Origin of the sequence: Paraburkholderia silviterrae (genome assembly GCF_004353915.1) — a bacterium.
Classification (GTDB): Bacteria; Pseudomonadota; Gammaproteobacteria; order Burkholderiales; family Burkholderiaceae; genus Paraburkholderia; species Paraburkholderia silviterrae.
In genome coordinates, this window is the sequence record NZ_SMRP01000024.1 from 64853 (window position 1) to 77702 (window position 12850).

Annotated in this window: 13 protein-coding genes; 4 read left to right on the forward strand and 9 right to left on the reverse strand. The window is 63.6% G+C overall.

Annotation, left to right across the window (positions count from 1 at the left end; genetic code table 11):
• Positions 1–14: 14 nt before the first annotated feature.
• The 9 genes from EYW47_RS31825 to EYW47_RS31865 form a co-directional block, all read right to left on the reverse strand.
• Entirely contained in the window at positions 15–962 is a 948-nt protein-coding gene (locus tag EYW47_RS31825; RefSeq protein ID WP_133198782.1) for a type II secretion system F family protein, read from the reverse strand.
• The gene (locus tag EYW47_RS31830; RefSeq protein ID WP_133198783.1) at positions 959–1945 is read right to left on the reverse strand and encodes a type II secretion system F family protein; all 987 of its coding nucleotides are present in this window, start codon (positions 1943–1945) and stop codon (positions 959–961) included. Before EYW47_RS31830 ends, EYW47_RS31825 begins: the two co-directional genes overlap by 4 nt.
• Positions 1942–3387, reverse strand: coding sequence for a TadA family conjugal transfer-associated ATPase (locus EYW47_RS31835; RefSeq protein ID WP_133198784.1), 1446 nt, complete (start codon positions 3385–3387; stop codon positions 1942–1944). Before EYW47_RS31835 ends, EYW47_RS31830 begins: the two co-directional genes overlap by 4 nt.
• Positions 3384–4610 (reverse strand): CpaE/TadZ family protein, encoded by a 1227-nt coding sequence (locus EYW47_RS31840; protein ID WP_133198785.1) that lies wholly within the window; start codon positions 4608–4610, stop codon positions 3384–3386. Before EYW47_RS31840 ends, EYW47_RS31835 begins: the two co-directional genes overlap by 4 nt.
• Positions 4611–4627: 17 nt before the next feature.
• The gene (locus EYW47_RS31845; protein WP_377785380.1) at positions 4628–5095 is read right to left on the reverse strand and encodes a CpaD family pilus assembly lipoprotein; all 468 of its coding nucleotides are present in this window, start codon (positions 5093–5095) and stop codon (positions 4628–4630) included.
• 7 nt (positions 5096–5102) lie between these two features.
• Positions 5103–6467 carry a type II and III secretion system protein family protein gene (locus EYW47_RS31850; protein WP_377785382.1) on the reverse strand — a complete coding sequence of 455 codons (1365 nt, stop codon included), beginning with the start codon at positions 6465–6467 and terminating at the stop codon, positions 5103–5105.
• Between the two features lie 86 nt (positions 6468–6553).
• On the reverse strand, positions 6554–7576 hold the full coding sequence (cpaB, locus tag EYW47_RS31855; RefSeq protein WP_133198787.1) for a Flp pilus assembly protein CpaB: 1023 nt from the start codon (positions 7574–7576) through the stop codon (positions 6554–6556).
• Between the two features lie 61 nt (positions 7577–7637).
• Complete coding sequence (locus EYW47_RS31860; protein WP_240764005.1) at positions 7638–8129, reverse strand: prepilin peptidase; 492 nt, start codon at positions 8127–8129, stop codon at positions 7638–7640.
• Positions 8130–8234: 105 nt separating this feature from the next.
• Entirely contained in the window at positions 8235–8429 is a 195-nt protein-coding gene (locus tag EYW47_RS31865) for a Flp family type IVb pilin (RefSeq protein WP_133198789.1), read from the reverse strand.
• Positions 8430–9373: 944 nt separating this feature from the next.
• Between EYW47_RS31865 and EYW47_RS31870 the strand changes: the two genes are divergently transcribed.
• The 4 genes from EYW47_RS31870 (at position 9374) to EYW47_RS31885 (ending at position 12773) form a co-directional block, all read left to right on the forward strand.
• Positions 9374–10174 carry a transporter substrate-binding domain-containing protein gene (locus tag EYW47_RS31870; RefSeq protein WP_133198790.1) on the forward strand — a complete coding sequence of 267 codons (801 nt, stop codon included), beginning with the start codon at positions 9374–9376 and terminating at the stop codon, positions 10172–10174.
• Positions 10175–10240: 66 nt separating this feature from the next.
• The gene (locus tag EYW47_RS31875; protein WP_133198791.1) at positions 10241–10900 is read left to right on the forward strand and encodes an amino acid ABC transporter permease; all 660 of its coding nucleotides are present in this window, start codon (positions 10241–10243) and stop codon (positions 10898–10900) included.
• A gap of 75 nt (positions 10901–10975) precedes the next feature.
• Complete coding sequence (locus EYW47_RS31880) at positions 10976–11701, forward strand: amino acid ABC transporter ATP-binding protein (protein ID WP_133198792.1); 726 nt, start codon at positions 10976–10978, stop codon at positions 11699–11701.
• A 58-nt stretch (positions 11702–11759) separates the two neighbouring features.
• Positions 11760–12773 carry a D-cysteine desulfhydrase gene (locus EYW47_RS31885; RefSeq protein ID WP_133198793.1) on the forward strand — a complete coding sequence of 338 codons (1014 nt, stop codon included), beginning with the start codon at positions 11760–11762 and terminating at the stop codon, positions 12771–12773.
• Positions 12774–12850 lie beyond the last annotated feature (77 nt).

Sequence of the window (12850 nt, forward strand, 5' to 3'; positions counted from 1 at the left end):
AAACCTTGAAGCGCTCAATGGCCGTGAAATACGGCCATGATTCGAATCGCCGCCGGCCCCGCCGCAATGAGCGAGACGGTCGGCATGATGAAGAGCATCATCGGCATCACCATCTTCGGTGCGAGCTTGGCGGCCTTTTCCTCGAGCGCGACCATCTGCATGGCCCGCTCGGTGCGTGACAGGGTGCGCAGCGATTGAGTGACCGGCGTGCCGTACTTTTGCGACTGCACCAGCGTGGTCACCAGCGCGCGCATCGTGGACAGTCCGACTCGAGCCGACATCGCATTGAGCGCCTGTGAAGAGTCGCCGCCGATACTGAGTTCATCCGCTGTTACGCTGAACTCATCGGCAAGCGGCGGGCAGATGATGCGCAGCTCGCGCGCCACGCGCTTGATGGCAACGACGAGACTATTGCCGGCATTGGTGCAGACGACGAGCAGGTCGAGCGCGTCGGGCAGCGCGGCGGCGATCGCTTTGCGACGATGCCGGATGAAGAATGCGAGCGCATATTCCGGCAGCATCATGCCGACGACGAATGCGCCCGCCATCAGCAGCGCACGCACCGCAAATATCTGGCCGACCTTGGGCAGATGCCCGCCGAGTGCGATGGCACCGAGCGCAAGACAGGCTCCCGCGACGATCTTGAGCCCCGCGATGACGGCGACTGCGCGCCGGTCGCGAAATCCCGCGCTGGCAAGGCGAGTGGCCAGTTTGGCGCGGTCTTCGGCTTGCACGACAGGCATGCGTTCACCGAGCGCGGCGAACCGCCTGGCGAAACGCTGCGGCATGCGCTTCGCGACGTCGGCAGGCGCGCTGTTATCGATGCCCACGCGGCCCACCGCTTGCCGTGTGCGCTGGACAATGCGTGCGCGCGGACTCGAATCGCGCCGGACCAGCCACAGGGTGAACGCTGCAAGCAGCAAAAGCAGGGCGCCATTGCGCCAAAGGTCGGCGTTCATCATCGCGAAGTGTCCAGGTTCGAAATCTTGTTGATGAGCCACAGTCCGATCGCGAGCAGTACGGCGCAAAGGGTGAGAATCTTGTGTCCGGCCCGGGTATGGGTGAGCGTGTCGAGATAGGGCCGATTGACGATATAGAGAACGGCCATGATCGTGAACGGGACGGCTGCGATCATCTTGCTGGCGAGCCGCCCCTCCGCCGTGAGCGCCTTGCTCTTTGCCCGGATGTCGCGCCGCGTGCGCACGATTCCCGAGAGGTTCTCGAGCGTATCGCCAAGATTGCCGCCCGTCTCGCGCTGCAGGTTCAGGCAGACGGAAAAGAACGAGAAGTCGGCGAGCTTCAGGCGCACCGCTGCCTGTTCGAGCACCTCCTTCAGGTCGGCTCCAACGAGCAGAGCATCGCCCATGGTGCGAAATGTCGTCCGCACCGGCTCTTCACTTTCGACCCCCGCGACGCAGATGGCCTGCACAACGGGAATGCCGGCGCGCACCGCGCGAATGATGAGGTCGATCGTATCGGGAAAGACGGCGAGAAAGCGTTTCTTGAAACGCTCGATCAACCCGCGGTAGGCCCCACGCACGATGAGAACGGGAATGACGATGCAGGCGAGCACGCGCAGCGCCGGCCCCACAGGAGCGAACGCCGTGCCGACTATCGATCCAATGAGTGCCGCGATCGCGATGAGATACATCGCGCGAACACCGCCCTGGCCACTGACCGTGCGTATCCGTTCGTGCCAGGCCGAGATGACGGCGAAGAGTGCGTCCTGGTCGGCGAGGCGGCGCTTGGGCTGCAGTAGCTGCTCCTGAAGACTCGCGTCGCGCTCGGCGCGGGAGGCCTTGCTTGCGTCGCGCACCGCCTCCACTCGGGCACGGATGCGCGTGCGCGGATGCTGGCGTGCAATGCTGCGCAGCGCTTGCACGATGAGGCCCCCGACGACGAAGGCAAAAAAAGCGCCGAAGCCGATTACGTCCGCGGATCTCATGATTGCATCGCCGAGAGCAGTGCCTCTTCGAGGCCGAAGTAAGCTGCGCGTTGTGCGAACACCGGGCGCAGCGACGAACACTCGAACATCCCGCGCACCTGCTCCTCATAAGCGGTGCCGTTGTAGCGGAACACGAACAGGTCCTGTGTGATGACGACGTCTCCTTCCATGCCCGCGATCTCGGTCACATGGGTCACGCGCCGCACGCCGTCGCGCATGCGCTCGACTTGCAGGATCAGGTGGACGGCGCTGGCAATCTGTCTGCGGATCGACAAGAGCGGCAAATTGCCGTTGGCCATCATCACCATGCTCTCGAGTCGAGTGATCGCATCGCGCGGGGTGTTCGCGTGAATCGTCGTCATCGATCCGTCGTGCCCTGTATTCATCGCCTGCAAGACGTCGAATGCTTCCGTGCCGCGCGTCTCGCCGAGGATGAGCCGGTCCGGGCGCATACGCAGCGCATTGCGAACGAGGTCGCGCTGGGAGACTCCGCCGAGGCCTTCGCTGTTTTCGGGCCGCGTCTCGAGGCTGACGACGTGCGGCTGCTGCAGTTGCAGCTCGGCGGCGTCCTCGATCGTGACGACGCGCTCGGTTTCGTCGATGAAGCGCGAGAGCGCATTGAGCAGCGTGGTCTTGCCGGAGCCCGTGCCGCCGGAGATGATGACGTTCAGGCGGCACGCGGTCGCGATACGCAGCACGTCCACCATCTGCGTCGAGATATTGCCTTGCTGCGCCATCCGGCCGAGCGTGATGTTGCGTTTGGCGAACTTGCGAATCGAGATCGATGCCCCGCGCAGCGCGATCGGCGGCAGCACGACGTTCACACGGCTGCCGTCGGCAAGACGTGCATCGACCATCGGGCTGCTTTCGTCGACGCGCCGCCCGATTGCCGCTGCGATGCGCTGCGCCACGTTGATGACGTGCGCGTTGTCGCGGAACTTGAGTGCCGTCAGTTCAAGGCGGCCGCCACGCTCGACGTAGACCTGGTCCGGTCCGTTCACGAGAATATCGGTGACGCGTTCGTCCGCGAGCAGGGGCTCGATTGGCCCAATGCCGAACATGTCGTTGAGAATCTCGTCGACGACGAGGGTCTGCTCGGCCAGTGTCAGCGACAAACGCTCGCGCGCGGTCGTCTCGGCCGCGATCTGTTCGACGCCCGTGCGGACCTCGCTGCGCGACATCGTCAGCGCAGCCGACATATTCATCGACGCAAACACGGCCGAACGAATCGCCTTGAACGTCTCGGAGCGGATCAGCGCTTCATTGCGGTCCGCGGCGCAAAGGCTCGCTGAGGCGGGTGCGCTGGTCAACGAAGGCAGTGACGTCTCGTGCTTGCCCGCTTCCGGCTCGGCTGCCGCGGGGTCGGGAACCGGGTTCCGCGGCTCGTCGCGATCGGCGACTGACGGGTTTGTCGCGAGCGTGTTGCGGCGGCCGAACATCATTTCGCCCTCCGAGGGTGCAACAGGCGCTTGTACCACGGCTCACGAGCGACAGCCGTTTCGCTGCCTGTTATCGCATTGGCCAGCGACACGATTGCCGTTGCGAACGATGAGCCTGTCGAATGGGCAAGCCTTTCTGCTTCACCGAGGTTTTCAGCGAGAGCCAGGCGCTCCGGCTCGTAGGGCAGTGAGTGCACAGACCCGCGTGCGAGCGCGTTGACGAAATCGTCCTCGCGAACGCGCCCGGACACGGGCTGCCGTGCTGCGTTGAGCAGCACCGTGATGGCGGGAGCGGCGTCGAGGGTTTGCGCAAAACGGCAAAGCCGCGCAGCTTCGCGCGCCGAATGCACGGAGAAGTCGGCCACCACGTGGATCGTCGAGCTGGCATCGAGGGCTTCCTCGACGACTCTGCCCGCGCGCCCGGGCAAATCGAGCATGATGTAGTGGAAGTGGCGCTTGAGCATCGTCACAAGCTCGCTCAGCGCACCCGAGCGCAAGGTGAACTCCTGGTTGTACGGGAGCTCCGACGCAAGCACGAGAAGTCGATCGCTCTGTGCGACAAAGGCCTGATTGATCAATTGCTGATCGAGTCGCTGCGGGTTTTGCAGCAGCTCGATCAGCCCGTTGTTGGCGCTGATGCCGAGCATCGAGGCGGCCGCGCCACCATACGGGTCGAGATCGACATAGGCGATTCGGCGCCGCGTTTTGTCGGCAAGGTGGGAAGCGAGGGCAGTGGCGATCGTCGTGACGCCCACGCCGCCCCTCGCGCCAACGAATGAGAGCACCTTGCCCATGCGCGCCGACGTACCGCCGTCGGTGGACGTCAGCGCCCGCCGGACGAGTTCCGCGGTGAGCGGCTTGACGAGATAGTCCTGCACACCAACGTGCAGCAGGCTGCGAAAGAGCCCGACATCGTTGCGCTCGCCAACGACGATGACGGTGACAGAAGGGTCGACGACCTCGGCGAGCCGTGTCAGATCTGAAATCGGCATCGTCGATCCCGTCACATCGACGATCAGGTAGCGCGGCGACTCCTTCAGTGAAGTCATGATGGCGATCGCATCGTCGAGCGAGCCGGTCGTGATGTGTGAGGTGGCGATGCCCTGATCGACGACCACGCTCTTCACGACCTCAATGCTTTGCTCATCAGCAACGACGGCGATGAGTTTCTCGGCGCCGGACGGTTGCGCCCGGCGTTTGAGGATGTTCGATTCGAAAACGCCCATGCGTGCAATCCCCGTGATCAATTTCCAGACGACGAGCCCGTCGTCGATGTCGAGCTCGGCGAAGACGGCGAACTCGTCGAGGATGACGAAGAACTCGAAGAGTCCGAGCTCAGCGGTATCGCCCGGCCTTCATCGTAGCGGCGTACCGCGCTTGCAGCGAGCGGCGCGTCTGCACCCGCGTAGGGCACGGGCGCCACGAGGTCGGTTGGCCGCGCGAGCATCGCGGCCAGATTCGAGTAGGTCGCGCAGCCGAACGCCACGCCGGGCCGTGCGAAACCGGCATCGCGCATGCCGGAGCGCTGGGTCATCGATTCGCACGCCGGTGGCGTCGTGCGTCCGCCGTCGCCGGGCGTAAAGCCGATCACCGATGGATCTGGCATGCCGATCGGCGGTTGCGCTGACATGCACGACGTGAGGCCGGCACTGGCCATACCGGCGAAAATCGTGGCAATGAGGGAGAGCCGGGCTTTCATCGTGGTTCCCATGTGAATATCAATAGACGAAGCCTGCTGCGCCAACGAGGCGCGGCGAATTGCCCGCAAGCGGGTCGATCGAAAGCGACTGGCGCACGGCGAATTCGATGTCGCTGCTCGGGGTGATGACATCGTCCAGCGCGCCGCGCAGTTGGCCCGGTCCTGTCGGCCCGACGATATACGGTGTCACGATGACGACGAGCTCCGACTTGTTGTTCTGGTATTTCTTCGACGAGAACAGCTTGCCGAGAATAGGCAGCTCGCCGAGGCCGGGAAGTTCGGATAGCACGTCGCTGGTCGAGCTCTGCAGGAGTCCGCCGATGGCGAAGCTCTGCCCGCTTGATAGCTCGACAGTGGTCTCCATGCGGCGCACGGACAGCGCCGGGACCACGATCGAGTTCAACGTGATGCTATTGGCCGAATCGATCTGGCTAACCTCGGGTCGTACATTGAGGCTGATACGGTTGTCGGCAAGGACAGTCGGCGTGAAGTTCAGCGCGACGCCGTAGGGCTTGTACTCGATCGTGATCGTGCTCGTCGTGCCGCTCTGCGGCACGGGAATCGGCAGCTCACCGCCGGCGAGGAAGCTCGCCGTCTGGCCCGACATCGCCGTCAGGTTCGGTTCGGCGAGCAGCGTCAGCAAGCCTTCCTCGTCGAGCGCGTCAAGCACGCCTTCGATCGTCGTCTTGCCGGCCTTGAAGCCACCCAGCACCGAGAACGCACCCGTGGACTGAATGTTGAACAGATTCGTCGTCGCGTCGAAAATTGCACGCCCGTTGAACAGCCCGCCGAAGAAATTGCCGCCCGCCCCAATGGCATTCCAGTTGATACCGAGCTGCTGCGTGATGTTGCGATCCACTTCGGTGATGCGCACGCGCAGCAGCACCTGGATCGGGTGGGCGATCGAGAGGCGATTCACGATCTGCTCGTTGGCGTGAAGATATGGCTGCAGCGTCTGGACGATGGCATCGGCATCCGCCGCGCTCGGCACCGCTCCGCTTACCATCAATGAACCGGGCGCGCCCGACACCGTGACCGCGAGTTTGGGGAAGCGCGCGTCGAGCAGACGCTGAATCGAAGCCGTATCCGTCGACACACTGATGGTCTTGCGCAGAATTTCCCGATTGTTCGGGCCAATTGCAAAGAGTGTCGTCGTGCCGGACTTCTTGCCGAGCACGAAAACCGAACGCGGCGTCGGCACATGGACGTCGGCAACGCTCGGGTCGGCGACGAAGACGGCAACGGCGGGCTGCGGCAACTCGATCAACGTACCACTGCCTGCCGCGACGGACAGCACATCGGCGGGCTGCGCGGGCTCTTTCGCGCATGCCGCCCCCGCACCGGGGCCAACTAGCGTAGCAATGGCAAGCAGCCCGGCGAACATGGCAGTGGCGGCAAAACGGCCGCCTGCGCGACGCCGTGCGCAGTGTGAAAACAGCTTGCCGTGTGTGAGGCTGAACATGGGTCGTCCTATGATCCTGCGGAGGTGGCGGGAGCTGCATCGGCGCGTGCGGGCGTGGCGGGCGGCATACCGGTGGGCAGCGGCGGCATGACGCCCGGCGCACCCGTAGACGTGCCGCCGGCCAGATCGCCGTCTGCCTGCTCAACCCGCGAGCCACGGTAGATGACGACATGTGGCGCCGGTGCCGGTGCTTTCCACGAGTGCGGCGCTGCCGATGCGCTCTCGCCGCGCAATGCGCGCGAGACATCGCCGGCCCACACGGGCGCTGTGCGCGTCATCGCGACATCCTCGACATCCGGTACGTGCTTGTCACGCGTGGCAAAACTGCGCAGCGCAAGCGAGAGCGTGCCGAGGTGTGCAGCCACCGTGATCGTCTGGGCGCTCGCCGGCGTGACTTCGATGGTCACGGTGCGAGCGTTCGTGCTCGGGGCGTTGCCCGAGGCGCTGTCGTCATCCTTCGGACGGCGGAACGCTGTGCCGACCGCGAGCACACGCACGCGCTCGGCGACCGTTTCCGATTCGACCGCGCGCGCGGGGTCGATATGAGCGCCTGTTTCGTTGCGCATCTGCTGGGTCAGCAGGATGTCGACATAATCTCCTGGCTGAATGAGCCCGGCGTTGCCCGACACGTCGTCAACGGCCACCGAGATCGCGCGCATGCCGGGCTTGAGAGCAGCGGCGAGAAAACCGGGGGCACCCGGCAAAATCACGTCGGCAACGCCAAGGGGCGTCCCAGCGCGTACCGCGTGCCGCAGCAGATCGCCTTTGAGGTCTTTCGCGTTGCTATCGTCGGAGGGCGCTTCGACGAGTGCTCCTGCCGGGACCTGGTCGCGTGGCATCGTCTTCCATACAAGGTCCGCGTCGCGCAACAGCAGGCCGTCCGGCAAATCGTCGGCAGCGGCGCGCACGTGCACCATCGGTGAGTGAGGCGTCGCGTGCGGGCTCGATGCGGCAATGAACAACGCGCGGATGATAAATGCGCCAATTGCGGCGATGACAACGAGCGCGGCGAGCTTGATGAAATTTTGCATAGGGGCGGCATTGTATTCAGGCAAGCGGCGCACGACTCGGCAGCAATGACCTTTTGGTGAACTAAACGAAAAACTGCAGCATGGCGAGCGTCGTGCGATGGCCAGCTGTGGGCTGCAGCAAGACTGCGACGGCACCGCCCATCGCGAGCGCCACGCCGTACGGGACACCGCGTGCCGGTGCGATCCAGCCAAGCCACCTGCTCACGCCCGTCAGGGCGGGACTGCGCTGCAAGCCGGCCACTGCGAGCATTGCGAGGGCCACAAACAATCCGCATAACGAAACAACAACCAGCACCGGCCAGGACGCGGGCCCTGCCCAGAGGAAGACCGCGGCGGCAAGCTTTACGTCGCCGCCCCCGAGCCAACCCAATCGAAACATCAATGCAGCCACGGCAAACGACGCCGCGCACGCAGCCACATGGACGTCCAATGACGCACGGACGCCCCCGGTCATCGCAGCGTCGACGAAATACAGGGCGGCAAACGCGGCCACGACGGGATTTGGCAGACGCCGCATGTGCAGATCGAAACCTGCGAGCATGACGAGGGTCATGCAGGCACCCGCTTTCACTACAGCCAGGGGTAACATCGTTTGCCTCTGCTCCGAGCACGGGCGGCTCTGGCTAGCACGTGCCCGTGCTGCGCCGGAACATCAAGACTACTTGGCCATATTGGTGGTTACGCTTCCAAGCAGAGTGTTGAAGAGGCCCGTGAGGCCAGTCGTACTACTAGTGCCCGACAAGTACGTGCCGACCAGGCCGAGGGCAATGACGACGATGCCGCCAAGAACCGCATATTCCAGCGAGCTGACGCCGCGCTCGTCGCGCGAAAGGGAACGGATAAAACGCAGCATGGGAAGACTCCTTGTTAAGTAACGCCTGCATAACAGGCTTGCCGGGCCGATTGGCCACACAGGAGGATCGACTCATCCCCCGAACCCCTCTAACGGCAATTGGCCGGCAAGCTTGAGGCCACTGCGCGTGAACTGGGATCCGGTGTAGGCGCCCTTCCTTGATGCAAATCGTATTGCGGATCGGAGCGATGCGATCGGTCGAATAGAGGCGGAAAGGGGCGCCAGTCTTTGCCTTATAAAGGCCTTTCAAGTCAGATGATTACGCCAACATTACGGCACAAGCGATCGCCTGGATGCAGCAACGACCATGTGCGAAATGAGAGCGGGCACTGTCGCGGTCGAAGGCCATACGCTCAAGAAACAATGCGGATTCCTTATTTAATTTATGAACAGAAGGCAACCGCGGCACCGCACTCGACGCCCTCGCCTTTCGTCTGACCTTTGCGGGTGATCAGCCCGAGTCGGCATGCGCCTACAAATAAGTGCGCACCCAGCATTGCCATAACCTCGCCACATTGCACGCTTCTCAGTGCGGCGACAATCTGCCGGAAAGAAGCCGATTTCGCCGTCATGCTGATCGCTGTCGCGCCCGGCCGGGTCGCGAAGAACGCGCTCCATGCGTAGCACACGGGCTCGCGACCGGCGTTGGAGCAACCGCGACGCACGCCGGTGCGACCGTGTCGGCTCCCGGTCGCACCGACAGCAGGCCGGTTGCGCAACCTGGCTCAAAACTAGAAAAATCTTCCAGAAAATGATCAATGTGCGCACGCTTTTGGAAACACTTTTCATTCTGACAGAACTAAGCTTGCCGTCAGTCGAGTCGCATTCGTAGCCGTGAGCGGCGCGCCCCGATCCACGCGCGAAACCTGCGCTTTTCACGCGGCGATCGGCGCTCAAGCATGAAATCGCTACATCGATTCTTATTCTTACCAACGGAGACAAAGATGAAGTCGTTCAAACCGCTGTTCACGTCAGCACTGGTCACCGCACTACTCGGTGTCACGACCGCATCCGTGCATGCGGCCGACCTGCTCGACACGGTGAAACAAGCCGGTGTGCTGAAGGTCGCGCTCGAAGGTACCTACCCTCCGTTCGACTACCGCAACAGCGACGGACAGCTCGAAGGCTTCGACGTCGACGTCGCGAAGGCGGTCGCCGCGCGGCTCGGCGTCAAGCCTCAATTCGTCACGACCGAATGGAGCGGGATTCTCGCCGGCCTGCAGGCTGGCAAGTTCGATGTGATCGTCAACCAGGTGGCGATCACGCCAGCTCGCAAACAGGCGCTCGACTTCAGCCAACCGTACGTCTACTCGGGTGCGCAGCTTCTGCAGCGCGAGAAGGATTCGCGCGCGTTCAAGTCGCTCGACGACCTGAAGGGCCACAAGGTGGGTGTCGTGCTCGGCAGCAACTATGCGGAGCTCGTGAAGGCCGTGCCCGCGGTTGGCGCGCAGACTTATCCCGGCGATGCGGAGATGCTGGGCGATCTCGCAACGGGCCGAATCGATGCGGTCGTGAACGACCACCTGATGCTTCCGTACCTGATCAAGAACTCGCACCTGCCACTGCGCACGGGCAACATGATTCCGGGTGCCGACACGCAGATGGGCATTCCGTTTCGCAAGGGCAATCCCAGGTTTGAGAAGGCGATTGACGACGCGCTCGCAGCAATGCGCGAGGACGGCACGTTGAAGAAAATCTCGATGCAGTGGTTTGGCACCGACACGACGACCCCCAACGTACATTGACCGACATAGTCCGTGCCCGCGCCGGCCCCCCGCTGGCGCGCCCGGACATAACCTGGAGACAAGTTCATGGAAGCGTTCGACCTGATCGTTCAAAGCCTCCCCGTGCTCGCAAAGGGCGCGGTACTTACGATCAAATTCGCCGTTGCGTCGATGGTGCTGGGTTTGATCGTCGGCCTGCTGGTCGCGATCGTGCGCATTGGCAACAACCGGAGCCTCGCCGCGATCGCGCAGGGTTACGTCAGCCTGATGCGCGGCACGCCGCTCCTCGTGCAGATGTTCGTCGTCTACTACGGGCTACCAGGCATCGGCATCTCGCTCGATCCGACTTCCGCCGGCATCCTCACGCTGACGCTCAACGCGGGCGCGTATCTGTCCGAAAGCATGCGCGGCGCGATCCTCGGCATTGGTCGTGGCCAGTGGGCCGCATCGCACAGTCTCGGCTTCACGCACGTGCAGACGCTGCGCTATGTGATCTGCCCGCAGGCGCTTCGCCTCGCGGTGCCGAGCCTCGGGAACACGCTGATCAGCCTGGTCAAGGATACGTCGCTCGTCTCCGTGATCACCGTGACCGAGCTGCTGCGCTCGACACAGGAAGTGATCGCGTCGACGTTCCAGCCGCTTCCGCTGTACCTTGCGGCCGCGGCGATCTACTGGGTACTGAGCACGCTGCTCGCGCGGCTCCAGGTTCGCATCGAATCGCGCTGTGCGCTACCGGCTGCGCACTGAGGATGCGCCGACCGTCCGGAGCGCGGACGGGCGCGCTTCCCGCTACTAACCCTGCTACCAACGAAGAATCCGAACATGATTACTCTGGATAACGTATCGAAGTGGTATGGCAAGCATCAGGTCCTCAGCGATTGCAGCGCGGCGGTCACGAAGGGAGAAGTGGTCGTCGTTTGCGGTCCGTCCGGATCGGGCAAATCGACGCTGATCAAGACGATCAACGGCCTCGAGCCGTTCCAGAAAGGCTGCATCACCGTCGATGGCGCGCGGCTCGACGATCCATCGGTGAAACTCGCGCAGCTACGTGCGCGCGTCGGCATGGTATTTCAGCATTTCGAACTGTTTCCGCACCTTTCGGTGCTCGACAATCTCACGCTCGCGCAGGCAAAAGTGCTCCGCCGCACGAAGGACGAGGCGCGCGATATCGGGCTGCGTCTGCTCGACCGGGTCGGACTGAAAGCGCACGCGCAGAAGTTTCCCGGTCAGATGTCGGGCGGGCAGCAGCAGCGCGTGGCAATCGCGCGCGCGCTGTCGATGAATCCCGTTGCCATGCTGTTCGACGAGCCGACGTCCGCGCTCGACCCCGAAATGATCAACGAGGTGCTCGACGTGATGGTCGAGCTCGCACGCGAAGGGATGACGATGGTCTGCGTCACGCACGAGATGGGGTTCGCGCGCAAGGTTGCGCATCGCGTGCTCTTTATGGATCAAGGCGTGATCGTTGAAGACGCGACGAGCGATGCGTTTTTCCACGCGCCACGTGCCGAGCGGGCACGCGACTTCCTCGACAAGATCCTGCACTGATTTCTCACGCGGCGTCAGCCGCCCGGCCCTACTCCTGCAATCCAACACTTTTCCCGGCATGACGACGACACTCTCCACGAGACTCGATTCTTTCGAGCGCCTGAACCTGATTGACACACCGACCCCGCTGCAGCGGCTGCCGCGACTGTCCGCTCACGTCGGCCGCGAAGTCTATGTCAAACGCGACGATTTCACGCCGCTCGCGCTGGGTGGCAACAAGCTGCGCAAACTCGAGTATCTCGGCGCGGACGCCATCCGCCAGAAGGCAGACGTACTCGTGACGGCGGGCGCCATCCAGTCGAATCACGTCCGGCAAACCGCCGCGCTCGCAGCGAGGCTCGGCCTCGACTGCGTTGCGTTGCTCGAAAACCCGAACGGCACCACATGCGACGACTATTTGCACAACGGCAACCGACTGCTGCTCGATCTGTTGCGCGTGCGCGTGCACGACGTTGACAGTCTCGACGACGCGGATCAGCAGCTCGAAGCTACTGCGCAGCAATTGCGCGACGAAGGCCGCCATCCGTACGTGATTCCGATTGGCGGGTCAAATGCGCTCGGTGCGCTTGGCTACGTGCGCGCAGGCCTCGAGCTTGCCCGGCAGGCTCGTGCGGCGGGACTGGACTTTTCGGCCACCCTGCTCGCGTCCGGCAGCGCGGGGACGCATGCCGGCCTCGCGGTCGCACTCTCGCATGCGCTGCCATCGACAGCCGTGATCGGCGTGACCGTCTCGCGTACGGTGGCGGCACAGCATCCGAAGGTCCAGAATCTCGTTGAGCGCACGAGCGAACTGCTCGACATCCCCGCGCCAGCCGGATTGCGCATCGACCTGTGGGACGACTATTTTGCGCCGCGCTATGGCGAACCCAATCGCGCCGGCATGGACGCGGTGCGTCTGCTCGCACAAACCGAGGGGCTGCTGCTCGATCCCGTCTATACGGGCAAGGCGATGGCCGGCCTGATCGACGGCATCGCGCGCGGCCGTATCGAAGCGGACGGGCCGGTGCTGTTTCTGCACACGGGAGGCGCCCCCGCGCTGTTCGCGTATCCCGATGCATGCAGGAGCCATTGACACGAAAGGCAGGCCGTTGCGTCAGCAATAAATCGCGTGCCAGGTGCCGACGACCATCGGCACCTGGCACGTTTGCC